Here is an 18,063-nt window from a genome sequence, read left to right as displayed (position 1 = left end):
AAATGTAAGTACCTAAATAAATTGATATTTAATTAAATGACATTTCTGCTTAAATAACTTGTTTATTGGAGTTTCTACCTGTTTATGGAATCGTTAACATTACAACCTATCGCTCATATCGAAGGTGTTATTAATTTACCAGGATCAAAAAGTGTCTCTAACCGTGCATTGTTATTAGCTGCATTGGCTAAAGGTAAAACTCGTCTAACCAATTTATTAGATAGTGATGATATTCGCCATATGCTTAATGCATTAAAAGCGTTAGGTGTAAAATATCAATTATCAAATAACAATACGGTATGTGATATTGAAGGGCTAGGAGGGGAATTTAAAACACATTCACCATTAGAGCTCTTTTTAGGTAATGCCGGAACAGCAATGCGTCCATTAGCTGCCGCACTAAATCTCGGTCAGCATGATATTATTCTTACTGGTGAACCTCGTATGAAAGAGCGTCCAATTGGACATTTAGTTGACGCTTTACGCCAAGGTGGTGCAAAAATTGACTACCTTGAACAAAAGGATTATCCACCCATTCGCTTACGTGGTGGTTTTTTAGGTGGTAATGTTGAGGTTGATGGTAGTGTTTCTAGTCAATTTTTAACGGCATTATTAATGACCGCTCCTTTAGCTGAGCAAGATACGACTATCACCATTAAAGGCGAATTAGTCTCAAAACCTTACATTGATATTACCTTGGCGTTAATCAATACTTTTGGTGGAGAAATTGAAAACCAAGACTACCAATGTTTTGTTATAAAAGGTGGCCAACAATATCAATCACCAGAAAAATACCTTGTAGAAGGTGATGCTTCCTCTGCTTCTTATTTTTTAGCTGCCGCCGCCATTAAAGGGGGTACTGTACGTGTTACAGGTATAGGTAAAAATAGTTTACAAGGGGATATTCATTTTGCTTCTGTACTTGAAAAAATGGGGGCAAAAGTGCGTTGGGGGGATGATTATATTGAGTGTGAGCGTGGAACATTAAAAGGCATTGATATGGATATGAATACTATCCCTGATGCAGCAATGACCATTGCTACCACGGCACTTTTTGCTGAAGGTGAAACGGTTATCCGCAATATTTATAACTGGCGCGTAAAAGAAACTGATCGATTAGCAGCAATGGCAACTGAGTTACAAAAAGTAGGTGCGATTGTTGAAGAAGGGCATGACTATTTAAAAGTAACGCCACCAAAGCAGTTAATCACTGCGGATATCAAAACTTATAATGATCACCGAATTGCGATGTGTTTTTCGCTGGTGGCACTTTCTGATACGCCAATCACTATTCTTGATCCAGGATGTACCGCAAAAACTTTTCCTGATTATTTTGAGAAATTAGAAACACTTTCTAAACGTAATAATTAATGTAAAAATTATTAATAAAACAAGTCAAAATTAAATCAGTTAAATCGGTCATATTGGACTTTTTGGAGAACAATATGGCCGATTTTTATTGTAATTAAACTAAAAAACGCGCCATCTCGAAAAAATAATATTAAATAAGACTCTTTAGTGCTTATCTGCTGGTTTCTTCCTATACGTTGTATGCGTATAATGTCGCGCATATATTAAAGACTGTTTTTCTCTGCTTGAACACTATGCCTATTATATCAATGTAATAAGCGCAACAAACACAGAAATGCAGTGTCCACGAAAAGGAGAAACTCATGGCGGTTATCGTCCCTGTTATAACTGTTGATGGGCCCAGCGGAGCAGGTAAAGGAACATTATGCCAAGCATTAGCAAAAGCGTTTGGCTGGCACTTACTCGATTCTGGCGCTATTTATCGTGTCTTGGCATTAGCGGCTTTACATCACCGTGTTGATATCACTTCAGAAGATGCTTTAGTACCTTTGGCTGCAAATTTGGATGTGCGTTTTATCCCTAATGAGAATGGTTTAAGTGTCATTCTTGAAGGTGAAGATGTTTCATCTGAAATTCGAACAGAAACGGTTGGGAATACGGCCTCACAAGCTGCGACTTTTCCTCGTGTAAGAGAAGCATTACTGCGTCGTCAGCGCTCATTTCGTACAGAGCCAGGCTTAATTGCAGACGGCCGAGATATGGGTACAATAGTTTTTCCTGATGCCCAAGTGAAAATATTTCTAGAGGCAAGTGCTGAAGAGCGTGCACGTCGACGCATGTTACAGTTGCAGGAAAAAGGCTTTAATGTTAACTTTGAACGCCTTTTATCCGAGATAAAAGAACGCGATTATCGTGACCGAAATCGCGCGGTTGCGCCACTTGTTGCGGCGAAAGATGCATTAATTCTCGATTCTACAAGCTTGTCTATTGACGAAGTCATTGAAAAATCGTTGACTTATGCTAAAAAAAATCTGCAATTATCAGCGTAATTAATTTTTATTTCGTTTATACTAGGTAATTATCTAAATCGGGTTGACGTGTTAATGAAAACACAACAATGCCCGATGACCTTGTCACAAAGGATGTAACGAGGTATGTGAAACAACCCCATTCGGCCGGATGCTAAATGGACGTTAATTAAATTTACTTGAAGATCATTAACATGACAGAATCTTTTGCTCAACTCTTTGAAGAATCCCTAAAAACAATCGAAACTCGTCCTGGCGCTATCGTTCGTGGCGTTGTAGTTGCTATCGATAAAGACGTTGTTCTGGTTGATGCAGGTCTGAAATCAGAATCTGCTATTCCTGTAGAACAATTTAAAAACGCTCAAGGCGAATTAGAAATCCAAGTAGGCGACGAAATTGATGTTGCTCTGGACGCGGTTGAAGATGGCTTCGGTGAAACCGTTCTGTCTCGTGAAAAAGCTAAACGTCACGAAGCGTGGCTGATGCTGGAAAAAGCTTACGAAGAAAACGAAACTGTTGTTGGTATCATCAACGGTAAAGTTAAAGGTGGTTTCACTGTTGAACTGAACGGCATTCGTGCGTTCTTACCAGGTTCACTGGTAGACGTTCGCCCAGTTCGCGATACAACTCATCTGGAAAACAAAGAGCTTGAGTTCAAAGTCATCAAATTAGACCAAAAACGTAACAACGTTGTTGTGTCTCGTCGTGCGGTTATCGAATCTGAAAACAGCGCAGAACGCGATCAGTTATTAGAAAACCTGCAAGAAGGCATGGAAGTTAAAGGTATCGTTAAGAACCTTACTGACTACGGTGCATTCGTTGATCTGGGCGGTGTTGACGGTTTACTGCACATCACTGACATGGCTTGGAAACGTGTTAAACACCCAAGCGAAATTGTCAATGTTGGCGACGAAATCACTGTTAAAGTCCTGAAATTCGACCGTGAACGTACTCGCGTATCATTAGGTCTGAAACAACTGGGCGAAGATCCATGGGTAGCTATCGCTAAACGTTATCCAGAAGGTACTAAACTGACTGGTCGTGTAACTAACCTGACTGATTACGGTTGCTTCGTAGAAATCGAAGAAGGCGTTGAAGGTCTGGTGCACGTTTCTGAAATGGATTGGACTAACAAAAACATTCACCCATCTAAAGTTGTTAACGTTGGTGATGTTGTTGAAGTTATGGTTCTGGACATCGATGAAGAACGTCGTCGTATTTCACTGGGTCTGAAACAGTGTAAATCTAACCCATGGCAGCAGTTCGCAGAAACTCACAACAAGAACGACCGTGTTGAAGGTAAAATCAAGTCTATCACTGACTTCGGTATCTTCATCGGTTTAGACGGCGGTATCGACGGTCTGGTTCATTTATCTGACATTTCTTGGAATGTTGCAGGTGAAGAAGCTGTTCGTGAATACAAAAAAGGCGACGAAATCGCTGCTGTAGTTCTGCAAGTTGATGCTGAACGTGAGCGTATCTCACTGGGCGTTAAACAATTATCAGAAGATCCATTCAATAATTACCTGTCTGCTCACAAAAAAGGTGCTATTGTTTCTGGTAAAGTAACTGCTGTTGATGCTAAAGGCGCAACTGTAGAATTAGCTGACGGTGTTGAAGGTTACCTGCGTGCTTCAGAAGCTTCACGTGACCGCGTTGAAGATGCAACTCTGGTTCTGAATGTTGGCGAAGCTGTAGAAGCTAAATACACTGGCGTTGACCGTAAAAACCGCGTTATCAACTTATCTGTTCGTGCTAAAGACGAAGCAGACGAGAAAGACGCTATCGCTTCTGTAAACAATAAAGAAGAAGTTGGTTTTTCAAACAACGCTATGGCTGAAGCTTTCAAAGCAGCTAAAGGCGAATAATTTAAGTTATTAACGAGGCAACGTTAATCGTTGCCTATTTATCGGTAGTTTAGGGAGGTAATATGACCAAGTCTGAGTTAATCGAGAGACTTGCAGGCCTACAATCTCATCTTTCGGCTAAGACGGTTGAAGAAGCTGTAAAAGAAATGCTTGATCATATGGCTGATACTTTAGCTGATGGTGAGCGTATCGAAGTCCGCGGATTCGGCAGTTTTTCTCTACACTACCGTGCGCCGCGTACGGGTCGTAACCCGAAGACTGGTGATAAAGTAGATCTGGAAGGTAAATACGTTCCACACTTTAAGCCTGGTAAAGAGTTACGTGACCGTGTAAATATTTATACGGAATAATAACTCCTGTCGAAATGGCACAATGTTAGTTAACTTTCTCAAAACGGCGCTTAGGTGCCGTTTTTTATTACTAATTATTATGGCTTTTAGTCTGTTTTTCTCCTCTCTAATCTTCTTCTATTTCTAATCCTGAATTATTGATTCGCTCTATTGGCTTTATCTCATTAGCATCTTTCTTTTTTATTACTGTATTCTGTTTCAGTTTTAATTTCTCTACTTAATTACCAATATCACTTAGTTGTTTCGCTTTTTACGAGTTTCTTCTCAAAATTTATTGTATGTAGCAAGGGCGCTTTTTCTTTTTATAAAGTACTGCTAAAAAACGGTCTAAAATCCTTTCTTTAATCAAATGATAACATCATGATATTTAAAGAATGATTGAAAGTAAGGATGCTGGAAATGATTTTATTGAATCGAATGATGAGTTTTTTTGGGTTAGAGGTGATATCAATAAAACGGAGGTGTTTTCATTCAACCTATTTTCAAAAACTCTATTTCACAAGGTTAACTTTAGATAATATTGCTTTGGCGATGATATTAGGTTGTTTACCATTATTAATTCAACATTCACTTTTTAGCCAGACTATTTATTACATTATTATTCTTGTTGCACTCTTTCTATTACTGATCCCTTTTTGCTTATTCCGATTTTTAGCAATATTTCTATTTTTCTGGGTTTATTCAAATATGGTAGCGTCATCCTTAATGACGAGAACGGAACAATTTGCTGATAATGTAGCAACCATTGAAACCAAGGTAATAGAGTATCGCCAATTAACAGATGGTAATATTATTATCAAAATACCTATTACGAAAAAAACACTCTTTTCATCATCTGTTTATGCCAATGTGTATTGGCGAAATCCGCCTAAAAATATAATGGCAGGCCAGCATTGGAAGTTTAAAATTCAATTCAGAGCTGTCCATAGCTATTTAAATCAAGGTGGATTTGATAACCAAAAATATGCTGTTTCTATGAAAGAAACATTAACGGGTAAAGTGATGTCAGCTAAGTTTATTCGAGATGATATATCACTGCGTACTCAACTTATTCAGACAATCTCAGCTTATTGGCAAACCACACAAAATAAAGGTGAAATTATTGCTCTAGTTTTAGGCGATAAACGACATATCGAACCCGAGAAAAAAGATCTCTATATGAAAACAGGGGTTGCTCATTTAATTGTGATATCGGGTTTACATATAGGTTTAGCTGCCTTTGTTGGTTGGGGTATTGCAAGAGGTATTCAATTTCTTTTTCCTATCAGATGGATTAATCCACAGTTTCCATTAGTTATAGCTTGGCTATGTGGTGTTTTCTATGCCACGTTATCAGGTTGGGGAATACCGGCAACAAGAGCTGTGATAGGATTAACCGTTTGGGTTATTTTACATTCGGGGAGCCGATTATTTTTACCTTGGCAATGGGCACTTTGGAGTGCTGCACTCATTCTGATTGTTGAGCCTCTTTCTATTCTTTCTGCCAGTTTTTGGCTTTCATTTTCTGCTGTATTTGCCATTATTTTTTGGTATTGGATGTATCCATTAAAAATTCAATATAATTATCAAAAGCGGTGGTTTATTTTAAGATTGATACATTTACAATTTGGTTTATTAATAATTTTATTACCATTTCAATTATATTTATTTAATGGTGCTAATTTTTTTAGTTTTATCGTTAATTTATGGGCGGTTCCTGTTATTTCTTTTATTACTGTGCCATTAATAATGTTTGGATTATTGACATTTTTTCTCTCATTTTTACAACCAATAATTTGGCATTGGGTTGATCTTTCTATTAACCTTGCTTTTTGGTGTTCTCCATTATTTTTACCATTTTGGCAAGATATCGGCGCTATCCCTTTATTATTAGGTTTTTTGGGCATAGGTATTATTTTAATCATTAAAATGTCATGGTGGTATCACCACTTTATTTGTATTGTGGCTCTTGGCGCTATTTTATATTGTGAATTCGTAGCTTCATCACACTATCAATGGCGAATATCTATGCTAGATGTTGGACATGGTTTGGCGGTTATTATTGAAAAAGAAGGGGAGGCGATTATTTATGACACGGGAATGCGTTGGAAAAGTGGTGGTTCAATTGCCAAAAGTGTCATTATTCCTTATTTAAAAAGTCATCGACTTAAACCAGTTGCATTGATAATTAGTCATGACCATCTTGATCATACGGGAGGAATTAAAGATTTAATAAAAGCTTATCCTCACTTAAGCATTCGCAGTAGTTTTGACGATCCTTCTCATTTAGCTTGCTTAAGCAATAAATCATGGCAGTGGAAAGGGCTTCAATTTGATGCATTATGGCCACCAAATAAATTACTCTCCCCGAAGAACAATCAATCCTGTGTGATTAATATTAGCGATGGTAAACATACTATTCTTTTGACTGGAGATATAGAGAAAGAAGCTGAAGCTCAATTGGTAAGAGTAAAAAAAGATCAACTGAAAGCGGATGTTTTACAAGTTCCTCATCATGGTAGTCAAACATCCTCCACATTGATGTTTATTCAAGCAGTATCGCCAAAAATTGCGCTCGTTTCTGCTGCTCGTTATAGCCCTTGGCGTTTACCTTCTGATAAAGTACATCTTCGTTATAAAAAAGAAGCTATTAATTGGCTAACAACCTCTGTTAGTGGTCAAGTTTCTGTCGAGTTCAATCAAGATAATATTGATGTATTTACCTATAGACGAGATATTTTACCTCGTTGGTATCATCAGTGGTTTGGTATTTTGACGTTTCCCGAGTAGAATGACCGGCTAATTATTAAAAGTTTGGTAATATATATGAATGATATAGATCTATCAACGTGGCAAACATTCCGCCGCTTATGGCCAATGATCCGACTTTTCAAAGCGGGTTTAATCGTTGCTGCAATTGCATTAGTCGTTAATGCGGGTGTGGATGCATTTATGATTTCTTTATTAAAACCGCTTCTTGATGAAGGGTTTGGTAAAGCCAGCAATGACGTATTAAAATGGATGCCTTTTGCCGTTATTGGACTGATAGTTCTGCGTGGTATATCTAACTTTATTTCAAGTTACTGCCTTTCTTGGGTATCTGGAAAAGTAGTAATGAATATGCGTCGCCGACTGTTTTCTCATATTATGGGAATGCCGGTGAGCTTTTTTGATCAGCAATCAACAGGGACTTTACTTTCCCGTATCACATATGATTCAGAGCAAGTTGCCTCTTCATCATCAGGTGCATTAATTACTGTAGTGCGTGAAGGTGCTTATATCATCGGGCTATTTTGTTTGATGTTTTACTATAGCTGGCAATTATCCCTGATCCTTATTGTGATCGCGCCTATTGTAGCAGTTGTTATCCGTTTGGTATCAACTCGTTTTAGAACCATCAGTAAACGAATCCAAAATAGCATGGGGCAAGTGACAACTAGCGCAGAACAAATGCTAAAAGGACATAAAGAAGTCCTGATTTTTAATGGTCAAGAAGTTGAAAATAAACGCTTTAACCATGTGAGTAATCATATTCGTCGCCAAGGTATGCGTATGGTTGTCGCGTCGTCAATTTCAGATCCTATTATTCAATTGATTGCTTCTTTCGCATTAGCCTTTGTCCTGTATGCAGCAAGTTTCCCTGAAATTATGGAAACATTAACAGCGGGTACAATTACGGTTGTCTTTTCCTCAATGGTTGCATTAATGCGCCCGTTGAAATCACTGACTAATGTCAATGCTCAATTTCAGCGTGGTATGGCTGCTTGTCAAACGCTATTTGCTATTCTCGATATGGAGCAAGAAAAAGACACGGGTAAACTTGAACTGAAAAAACCAACAGGTGATATTGAGTTTCGTAATGTAACTTTCCAATATGTCACAAAAGATACGCCGGCACTGAAAAACATATCATTTACTATTCCCGCCGGGAAAACTGTTGCATTAGTTGGGCGTTCTGGGTCAGGTAAGTCTACGATTGCAAATTTGCTCACTCGTTTTTATGACATTAATGAAGGTGAGATATTGATTAATGGTCATGATATTCGTGAATACACATTGAAATCTTTGCGTAACCAAGTTGCACTAGTTTCTCAAAATGTACATCTTTTTAATGAAACTGTAGCAAACAATATCGTCTACGCTTGTGAAGATCAGTATACCCGTGAAGATATTGAAAAAGCAGCGAAAATGGCACATGCGATGGATTTTATCCAAAAAATGGATAAAGGCTTAGATACTGAAATTGGTGAAAATGGCGTGTTACTTTCAGGTGGACAACGTCAGCGTATTGCAATAGCAAGAGCGTTATTACGAGATTCACCAATTCTTATTCTTGATGAAGCAACATCGGCGCTAGATACAGAATCAGAACGAGCTATCCAGTCAGCACTTGATGAACTACAACGAAACAGAACCTCTTTAGTCATTGCTCACCGTTTATCGACGATTGAAAAAGCAGATGAAATATTGGTTATTGAAGATGGTGAAATTATTGAACGTGGCGCACACCTTGATTTGATTGAGAAAAAAGGTATTTATGCACAACTTCACAGGATGCAATTTGGCAAATGATTGAACGGATTTGGTCTGGTAAATCTTGGTTTTATATCCTATTGCTTCCATTCTCATGGTTGTATGGTGTGATCACACTGTTAAGGCGTTTTGCATATCAGAAAGGGTGGTTAGCATCATGGAAAGCTCCCGTTCCTGTTGTGATTGTTGGTAATTTAACCGCAGGTGGGAATGGTAAAACACCCGTTGTGATATGGCTTGTTGAGCAATTAATACAGCGGGGATTTAAACCAGGTGTTGTCTCTCGTGGTTACGGCGGGAAATCAGACCATTATCCATTACTTTTGGCCTCGGATACATCACCTGCCATGGCAGGTGATGAGCCTGTATTGATTCATCATCGAACTGGTGTTCCCGTGGCGGTTGCTCCTAATCGACGAGATGCAGTAAAAGCGTTATTAGCTCAATATAAGCTTGATGTTATCATTACGGATGATGGTTTACAGCATTATGCATTACAACGAGATTATGAAATTGTTGTCATTGATGGTCTGCGTCGGTTTGGCAATGGTTGGTGGTTACCAGCAGGCCCTATGCGAGAGCGTGTAGGACGCTTAAAGTCAGTAGATGCAATTATTGTTAATGGTGGGGTAAGTCAAGGTAACGAGATAGGCATGACGCTGGAAGGTGATATTGCAGTGAATCTTAAAACGGGAGAAAAGAAACCCGTTCAGCAAATTAAAAAAGCTGTTGCTATCGCTGGAATTGGTCATCCACCTCGATTTTTTAACTCTTTAAATGAAAAAGGAGTAGAGTTAATCACAACAAAATCATTTAGTGATCATAGTGATTATAGTGCCCAAGAATTACAAGATTTAACACCTGATTTAGAACCCCTTATTATGACAGAAAAGGATGCTGTTAAATGTCAGCATTTTGCGCAAGATAATTGGTGGTATTTACCGGTTAGCGCTGAATTAAATAGTCAATCTGTGCTAAAACAAGTCAGCAATTTAATTTACGGCTCGAAAAAAACTTGTATCTGATCTGAAACAATGATATTTATAGTGGAAATCAGGATAGCGTTACATAAAAGATTACCTACCTATAGTTGCATATCGCTTTTGTCGTAGTTCAATTTAACTCGTCATTACCCTATCTACTCAAAAGCCTTGTGTGGAGAGTTTGTGGATCTTAGATGTAGAGTTAATAGTTTGATGTCGACTTTTGTACACAACGAACGATGAAAACCATTTTTGCTGGTGATTCATTATCGCTATATTCGGTTATCTTTTTATCAGTGTGCAATAAATATCAACATGTCATTTTTTTGTCATATTGATACTGTAAATATTTATTGAGCTTTATGATATTTATTAAGCTTAGCTATCACGATTTTGAACATTTATATTGAATAATAAAATGCACTACTTAAATTAATGTGTTCAGAATTTAATTGGGGTTTTATATACGAAGACTTAATAAAAAGTAGGATGCATATGTATAGGAAAATAAAACTATACAAAGAACAAAAGGAGTTTATCTATCATGACATTACAATTAAGAATGGGTCGCGTAAAATGGTTTGACAATAACAAAGGTTATGGTCTTATTGTTGCAAGAGATATTGAACAAGAAGTTTATGTCAATAAAAAAGCGATTGCCAATACAAAAAATAAAGCATTAACAGAAGGCCAAGACGTTGAATTTTCTGTTATCAGAACAGCAGCAGGTTTAGAAGCCGCTGATGTTATCGGGTTTTAAATAAGGCTTAGCCTTGTCAAAGATGTAGATAAAACGATAGTTTAGCATTGAGATTAAATTATCGTTTATGCCTATTTTAGGTAGGTAAGCGGAAATAGTTTACCACCGTGCTGAAGTAAGTAATATAAAAGAGTGCTTTCGTTAATTAGAATGCAATAAAGATAATAAAAAGGTTAAATTATTATCAATAAAAGCTGAATGTAATTCTTTATTAATGATGTTGCAGACTCAACGATAAAAAGCCACATTAATGTGGCTTTTTTGTTGCTTATAGTAAAAGAGAAAATAATAAATTTATTAATAGCTAAAATTATTTTCGAATTATCACTAAACGAGTGGTTTTGAGTATTAACGCTGATCATTCCTTATGATATCCTTTTGCCCTATAAAATGATTAACCCTTGAGAGGGACAAAATGGATCACCGCTTACTCGAAATTATTGCTTGTCCAGTTTGCCACGGCAAACTTATCTTTGATAAAGAAAATTCAGAGCTTATCTGCAAAATTGATCATTTAGCTTATCCTGTTCGTGACAATATCCCCGTTCTTCTGGAGAATGAAGCAAGAGAATTGTCACTAGAAGAGGAAAAGTAATTTCATGTTCACGGTCATTATCCCGGGTCGATATGCATCGACCCGTTTACCGGGTAAACCCCTCGCGGATATTCATGGCAAACCTATGATTGTTCGTGTAATGGAACAAGCTATGCGCTCTGGTGCAAACCGTGTCATTGTTGCAACTGATAATTTAGATGTCGTTGCAGCAGTTGAAAAAGCGGGCGGGGAAGCGTGTATGACTCGCGAAGATCACCATTCAGGTACAGAACGTTTAGCCGAAGTCATTGAAAAGTATCAATTTTCCGATGATGAGATAATCGTTAACGTACAAGGTGATGAGCCTCTTATTCCACCCGCTATTATTACCCAAGTTGCTGAAAATTTAGCAAGTTGTGGTGCAGGAATGGCAACATTGGCGGTGCCTATTGTTGATTCAAAAGAAGCTTTTAACCCTAATGCGGTGAAAGTCGTGATGGATGCAAAAGGTTTCGCACTTTATTTTTCTCGTGCAACCATTCCTTGGGAAAGAGACCGTTTTAATTTATCACATGATGAAATTGGTGAGCATTATCTACGCCATATTGGTATTTATGCTTATCGTGCAGGCTTTATACGTCGATATATTACTTGGGAACCAAGCCCATTAGAATCTATTGAAATGTTAGAGCAACTACGTGTACTGTGGTATGGCGAAAAAATCCATGTTGCAAAAGCATTAGAAGTCCCCGGAGTAGGTGTAGATACACAAGATGATCTAATTGCAGCAAGAGCTGCCTATCGTGCACTGAACCAAGAATTTTAATTATTATATTAAAATCTAAAATATCTAGCGGCACTTATTTTATTAAGTGCCGTTTTTATATTTTTTCTTTAAGTTAAATTAACTACTTAATATTATTGAGTTAATTATTGCTAAATTAGATTTATGATTGTAATAATTGATGTTATCCCACCATTTAGCGACAAATATCTAATTCTTTTACTCCTTAATTCGCAGTTTCAAGATATTGATGATTTGAGCCTCAGTAAAAATAATTTTTCATCAGAGTAGCAAAATCTCAATTTATGTAACGGGTTAAAAAGATTAAATAAAAAAATAAAATATTCAAGAACGACTGAGAAATATAACAAATTATCGGAATATTCTTTGTAAATAATACTATTTTTTTTTGAACAACCTATTGAATATTCGATCTAATAATCAATTATATAATTCAATTACTGCTATACTTTTTTAATAATAAAAATATTTAATTTTGATGCTAATTGGGGAAAGTAGTAAGAATATTATCTATACTAAATAATTATCAAATTTTAAGTAATTTTAAGTATAAAATTATTAAAGGAGTTTGAAAATATGATCCGTTGTGTTCGTTTATGGACTGGAGAAGATGGCAATTCGTTATTTGAAGAAGGTGTCATTGAATTTAAAGATAGCTCACAAGGCGATCGGGAAAGTTTACCTATCAATGTTTCAGAATTATCGTTTAGGGAAACAACTTCTGGAGGTTCTTATGATTGGCATCAGGATCCCGTTCCTCGCTATGTTATTACACTATCTGGTACATTAGAATTTGAAGTAAAAGATGGTTCAACTTTCATTATTAGGCCGGGTGATGTGTTATTAGCACAAGATAATAGTGGCACTGGCCATAAATGGCGTCTTTTAGATAATGAGCCTTGGCGTCGTGCTTATGTTGTCTATAAAGAAGACGCAGGATTATGTTTTAAACCTAATAAAACAACCAACTAATTGGGAGTTGTTATGAATAAACCTATTAGTGAGCAGGTTGATATCGCATTAATTGGCGCTGGTATCATGAGTGCGACGCTCGGTACATTACTTAAAGAGCTTGAACCGAGTTTAAAAATCGCTATGTTCGAAAGATTAAATGATTGTGGTCAAGAGAGCTCTAATTCATGGAACAATGCAGGGACCGGACATGCAGCTAACTGTGAATTAAATTATACGCCTCCAAATTCTGATGGAACTGTGAATATCAGTAAAGCATTAGAAGTTAATACAGAATTCGATCTATCTCGTCAATTATGGTCTTATTTAGTCACAAAAGGCAAAATTACTGATCCTCGAGATTTTATTCATGCTTGCCCACATATGAGTTTTGTGTGGGGGGCTGATAATGTTAAATTTCTTCATCAACGTTATCGCCAAATGTCTGCTAATCACTGTTATGAAAATATGGAATACAGTGAAGATAAAAAACAAATTGAAAATTGGGCGCCATTAATAATGGAAGGGCGTGATCCTAATCAACAACTTGCGGTGACTCGCGTTACTACAGGTACTGATGTCGATTATGGCGCATTAACACATCTCTTAGTTAAGCAACTTTCCTTACAAAATAATTTTGAGTTGCACTATAAACATGATGTTATTGATATAAAAAGGAATAATTCGGGTGGTTGGAATATAGAAGTCAGAGATCTAACCACTCATGATAAATACATTATTTCCGCTAGATATGTTTTTGTTGGTGCGGGGGGACGCGCTATCGATTTGTTACAAAAATCAGGTATTCCAGAAGGTAAAGGTTATGGTGGATTCCCGGTTAGTGGCATTTGGTTGCGCTGTGATGAAGATAAAATCTGTAATCGTCATCATGCTAAAGTTTATGGGAAAGCAGATGTAGGTTCACCACCGATGTCTGTGCCACATCTTGATACTCGTATTATTGCGGGTAAACGCTCTCTGCTCTTTGGCCCTTATGCTGGATTTTCGAGTAAGTTTTTAAAACAGGGTTCTTATTTAGATTTATTTGAATCAATTCGCCCCAGTAATATAGAACCGATGCTTGATGTAGCAAAAGATAACTGGTCATTGACTGAATATTTAATTGGGCAAGTATTACAAACTTCGGCACATCAATTTGAAATGCTCAAACAGTTCTATCCTCAGGCACAGCATGAAGATTGGCAAGAGGCTGTGGCTGGACAGCGTGTTCAGATTATTAAACCTGAAGCTAAGCATCATGGTGTATTAGAATTTGGTACTGAGTTAATTAGCAGCGCAGATAAATCATTTTCGGTATTATTAGGAGCATCGCCGGGTGCTTCTACCGCGGCATTTATTGCTATTAATATTATTAAGTCTTGTTTTAAAGATCAGCTTGAAAATGATGGTTGGGAAGAACGTCTTAAAACGATTATTCCAACTTATGGTATTGATCTCAAAGTGGATGCGGATGCGTGTCGCAATATTCGTGAATCAACAGCCAAAACATTAAAATTAGATACACTTTAGTCATAGTACTTATAAAAATAAAACAGCCCTGTAATATGGGGCTGTTTTATTTTTTATCCGTATTGTTAGTATAAATAATATTTTTCCAAGTAAATGAACTTAGAAAATCACATCATTTCTACAATAGCAATACCGCCAATAATAGAAAATAATGAACATAATGTACTTAATAATACAGTTCCTGTTGCCATATCCGTATAAGTTTTATATGAAATGGCTAAAGCTGGCACCGCTGTTGCAGTAGGTAATACGCCAATTAAAAATACCGCTTTTAATAATTCAGTTTCCAACCCAAGGGCAAATCCAATACCTAAAATTAATGCACCTTGTACAATATTTTTTATTATCACATTAAAGATAATTTCAGTATTAACTTTAAGCTTAATACCTGAAATTAACAAACCTAAGAAAAATAAAGCAACTCCACCCGAAGTTTTCCCTATTTCATTGACTGAATTTTGCAAAATTTCTGGGAGTTTAATGCCGAGAATAGCTAATATAGCGCCAAAAATAGGCAGAAAAACTAATGGCTGGGAAATGGCATTAAGCAATGATTGAAAGATGCCTTTTCCTTGCTTGGTGCCACTGATAATCATCATGGTAAAAGGTAGGATAATGATAGTGTAAATCAAATTACCGATCACCATTGCAATTAAACCTGATGAACCGACCGTAGCCAGTAATACAGGTGGTCCACAATATGCCATATCTGGGAATGAGACTGACAATGCTTGCATGGCTGAATTCTTTTTATCATGTTTAAAAAAGAGTTTGCCTCCTAAAAAACCTATAAGATAAGAAATAAGTAGTCCTAATGCGAGGGCTAATAGATAATCTATGTTATAGAAAATAGATGGAGAAGCTTGTGTTGCCGCTAGAAATAGTGCGAATGGTAGTGCTATTTTAACGACAAAATCAGCAAAGGCTTGTGAATATTCTCTTTTTATAAATCCATATTTACCTGAGAGCCATCCAACTAAAAGTCCTAATATAATTGGCCCCAGTGCTGATAAAATGGTTTGTAGTAACATATTACCTCTGATTGCTTAATATAGGTATTTTTACTTTATTCAAATATTTATAACTAATTAAAAAAGAGTTATTTTTATATAAATAAAGAAAATCTGTATTATTACCTAGTAATTAAAATCAAGTGTTTTTAATTATCGAAGATATTTGAGAATATTCAAGAAATAAATGGCGATGTTATTTTACTGTACTCAAAATAACACTTTGTTTAGCAAGTAATACTTAGGAGAGTATATTTTATGATATATAACATCGTTTCTAATAAACTACCTATATACCTAAGCGTAACATAACTATAACTTTGTTATAGAATATAATGCATGTTAATAATAGAAATATATTGAGTATTCAATGAATTGGTTATTGAGGGAAAACTGAACCTCTATATTGAGGTTCAGTATAGAGATTAGATCACTTATCTGAATTTATTTTATTTGATGGATAATGAGCATTTTCTGGTATTTCTGTAGGCCGCCCTGCGGGTTTTACTGATTGCCAAATTGATCCTAAAAATTCATACCATGCACGTTCACTGTGTTGAAAATAAGTGGCAGAAGGGAAATATTTTTCCCAAGGATGTAATGGTGAAGTAATAGCCAATTGGTTAGCAGGTGCAACGATGGGATTCATATTTCGTGCTAAAAAGAAACGTTCTGCACGCGCTAAATGGTTGGCAGAAGTCACAAGGAGAAAAGGTTGTTTACCAATTAGCTTATCAACTTCATAGGCTTCTTCTTCAGTATCTTTCGGTGTTGATAGTGCAATAGTTTTATTTGCCGGCACGCCTAAAGATTGAGCCACTTGTGCGGCAACTTCTGCATTACTTATCTGATTAACACCTGCGCCACCTGTAAAAATTAGTGTTGCATTAGGATTGCGATAATAAAGTCTAACACCTTCTGTAACACGAAATAAGCTATTATTGAGAAGGTTAGCGCTAGGTGCCCATTCTGGGTTATAAGTAAATCCACCACCTAAAACAACAATGTAGTTCACATCTTGTTGCGAATTTTCTCGTAATTCATAGCGAGCTTGATACTCTTTTTCACTTGGCATTAATAGTGTATCGGCAACAGGTTGTATGCCTAAAATAGTTAACAGAATAAGCACTACAGTGAGTAGGCTTTTTCCTGTTTTTTGCCAACGAGTAAACCAAAGTAGTGCTAATGCAAAAAAGGCGATTAATAAGAGCAAAGGCAAGGGCATCAGAAAGCCTGCAACGTATTTTTTGAGCAAAAACAGCATAAATCATCCTAGATTGAGTGAAATACATGCAATTGATAGCGAAAGCTTAGTGAAAACTAGGGGAATTCCAAGACGTTGTGTCAAAATAGCTAACACAACAACGTTTCACTAAGTTTTCATCAATAGAAATAAAGAGCCATTTAATTATTTATAAAACGATAAACGTTTGAACGTTAATTTTTTCATTAATAAGCGTTATATTTATACTTCGCTTTGCGAATAGTCTGATTCATGACTTATTTCTTTAGAGAAAACAGTCAGTATCATAGAACACTGGTAAAATTGTCGTCTTTATTTATGTACAGTGTCTCATATTTTTGAATTTATCAGAACGCAAAGAGCGCAAGTAGTAAGTTGTTATCATGAGGCGTTTTAATGTCAGATCGTAATTTTGACGATATTGCAGATAAATTCTCCCGCAATATCTATGGCACAACAAAGGGTAAAATACGTCAGGCGGTGATTTGGGAAGATTTACAACAATTATTGACTCTCTTACCTAATCGAAGCTTACGTATTTTAGATGCAGGTGGAGGTGAAGGATATTTCTCTCGTCAGCTTGCTAAATTAGGACACCAAATTATCTTATGTGATTTATCGCAAGAGATGCTCAATCGTGCTCAAGAGGCAGCGATTGAAGAGGGTGTTGCCGAAAACATGAGGTTTATTTGTTGTGCAGCTCAAGAGATTAAAGAGCATATAGATGAAAAGGTTGACTTAGTTCTATTTCATGCAGTATTGGAATGGATCACGGATCAGAAAGACGCCGTAAATGTTCTTACTGATATGTTGCTACCTAATGGTATCTTATCGCTGATGTTTTACAATGCGAATGGTATTGTCATGAGAAATGCGATTTTAGGAAATTTTCATCTGGCAAATCCTGAAATACCACGTAGAAGAAAAAAATCGCTATCACCTCAAAATCCGTTGCAACCTGAAGATGTTTATCAATGGTTAGATGAATTTTCAATGATAATATTAGGAAAAACAGGTGTCCGTGTTTTCCATGATTATTTGCAAAGTCGTCAGTTACAAAATAAAGATTTTCCATCGTTGCTTGCATTAGAGCAACGATATTGTCGGCAAGAGCCCTATATCAGTCTGGGGCGTTACATTCATGTCATGGCACAAAAGCGTGTAAATTAAGGATGTA

The 18,063-nt window shown here is 36.6% G+C and carries 15 protein-coding genes; 13 read left to right on the top strand and 2 right to left on the bottom strand.

From position 1 onward, the window contains the following. Positions 1–84 precede the first annotated feature (84 nt). From aroA to mqo, 12 genes are all read left to right on the top strand, one after another. Positions 85–1,371, top strand: a complete 1,287-nt coding sequence (aroA, locus tag QSH13_RS02900) for a 3-phosphoshikimate 1-carboxyvinyltransferase (RefSeq protein WP_185901907.1) — start codon at positions 85–87, stop codon at positions 1,369–1,371. A gap of 302 nt (positions 1,372–1,673) precedes the next feature. Next, the gene (cmk, locus tag QSH13_RS02895; RefSeq protein WP_109398025.1) at positions 1,674–2,360 is read left to right on the top strand and encodes a (d)CMP kinase; all 687 of its coding nucleotides are present in this window, start codon (positions 1,674–1,676) and stop codon (positions 2,358–2,360) included. A gap of 173 nt (positions 2,361–2,533) precedes the next feature. Beyond that, positions 2,534–4,207, top strand: coding sequence for a 30S ribosomal protein S1 (rpsA, locus tag QSH13_RS02890; protein WP_006537421.1), 1,674 nt, complete (start codon positions 2,534–2,536; stop codon positions 4,205–4,207). Between the two features lie 62 nt (positions 4,208–4,269). Continuing rightward, on the top strand, positions 4,270–4,557 hold the full coding sequence (gene ihfB, locus QSH13_RS02885) for an integration host factor subunit beta (protein ID WP_006537420.1): 288 nt from the start codon (positions 4,270–4,272) through the stop codon (positions 4,555–4,557). 390 nt (positions 4,558–4,947) lie between these two features. Beyond that, entirely contained in the window at positions 4,948–7,326 is a 2,379-nt protein-coding gene (locus QSH13_RS02880; protein WP_336621754.1) for a DNA internalization-related competence protein ComEC/Rec2, read from the top strand. Positions 7,327–7,362: 36 nt separating this feature from the next. After that, positions 7,363–9,108, top strand: coding sequence for a lipid A ABC transporter ATP-binding protein/permease MsbA (msbA, locus tag QSH13_RS02875; protein ID WP_109406445.1), 1,746 nt, complete (start codon positions 7,363–7,365; stop codon positions 9,106–9,108). After that, positions 9,105–10,094, top strand: a complete 990-nt coding sequence (lpxK, locus tag QSH13_RS02870) for a tetraacyldisaccharide 4'-kinase (RefSeq protein WP_196544893.1) — start codon at positions 9,105–9,107, stop codon at positions 10,092–10,094. The genes msbA and lpxK overlap by 4 nt, the downstream gene beginning before the upstream one ends. 502 nt (positions 10,095–10,596) lie before the next feature. Continuing rightward, positions 10,597–10,812, top strand: coding sequence for a cold-shock protein (locus QSH13_RS02865; RefSeq protein WP_023581324.1), 216 nt, complete (start codon positions 10,597–10,599; stop codon positions 10,810–10,812). A gap of 415 nt (positions 10,813–11,227) precedes the next feature. Beyond that, on the top strand, positions 11,228–11,407 hold the full coding sequence (locus QSH13_RS02860) for a Trm112 family protein (RefSeq protein ID WP_004244593.1): 180 nt from the start codon (positions 11,228–11,230) through the stop codon (positions 11,405–11,407). Between the two features lie 4 nt (positions 11,408–11,411). After that, positions 11,412–12,173, top strand: a complete 762-nt coding sequence (gene kdsB, locus QSH13_RS02855; RefSeq protein WP_185901910.1) for a 3-deoxy-manno-octulosonate cytidylyltransferase — start codon at positions 11,412–11,414, stop codon at positions 12,171–12,173. Between the two features lie 555 nt (positions 12,174–12,728). After that, positions 12,729–13,124, top strand: a complete 396-nt coding sequence (locus tag QSH13_RS02850; RefSeq protein WP_006537410.1) for a cupin domain-containing protein — start codon at positions 12,729–12,731, stop codon at positions 13,122–13,124. 12 nt (positions 13,125–13,136) lie between these two features. Then, positions 13,137–14,633 (top strand): malate dehydrogenase (quinone), encoded by a 1,497-nt coding sequence (gene mqo, locus QSH13_RS02845; protein ID WP_286038810.1) that lies wholly within the window; start codon positions 13,137–13,139, stop codon positions 14,631–14,633. A 107-nt stretch (positions 14,634–14,740) separates the two neighbouring features. On the opposite strand, the gene QSH13_RS02840 is transcribed toward mqo, so the two are convergent. Together QSH13_RS02840 and elyC are read right to left on the bottom strand one after the other, a co-directional pair. Next, on the bottom strand, positions 14,741–15,664 hold the full coding sequence (locus tag QSH13_RS02840) for an AEC family transporter (protein ID WP_109398020.1): 924 nt from the start codon (positions 15,662–15,664) through the stop codon (positions 14,741–14,743). 409 nt (positions 15,665–16,073) lie between these two features. After that, positions 16,074–16,907 carry an envelope biogenesis factor ElyC gene (gene elyC / locus QSH13_RS02835; RefSeq protein ID WP_286038809.1) on the bottom strand — a complete coding sequence of 278 codons (834 nt, stop codon included), beginning with the start codon at positions 16,905–16,907 and terminating at the stop codon, positions 16,074–16,076. Between the two features lie 375 nt (positions 16,908–17,282). Between elyC and cmoM the strand changes: the two genes are divergently transcribed. Further along, the gene (cmoM, locus tag QSH13_RS02830) at positions 17,283–18,056 is read left to right on the top strand and encodes a tRNA uridine 5-oxyacetic acid(34) methyltransferase CmoM (protein ID WP_109398018.1); all 774 of its coding nucleotides are present in this window, start codon (positions 17,283–17,285) and stop codon (positions 18,054–18,056) included. Positions 18,057–18,063: the final 7 nt, after the last annotated feature.

Source organism: Proteus faecis (genome assembly GCF_030286765.1).
Taxonomy (GTDB): domain Bacteria; phylum Pseudomonadota; class Gammaproteobacteria; order Enterobacterales; family Enterobacteriaceae; genus Proteus; species Proteus faecis.
This window is presented reverse-complemented; position numbering and strand designations above follow the sequence as displayed.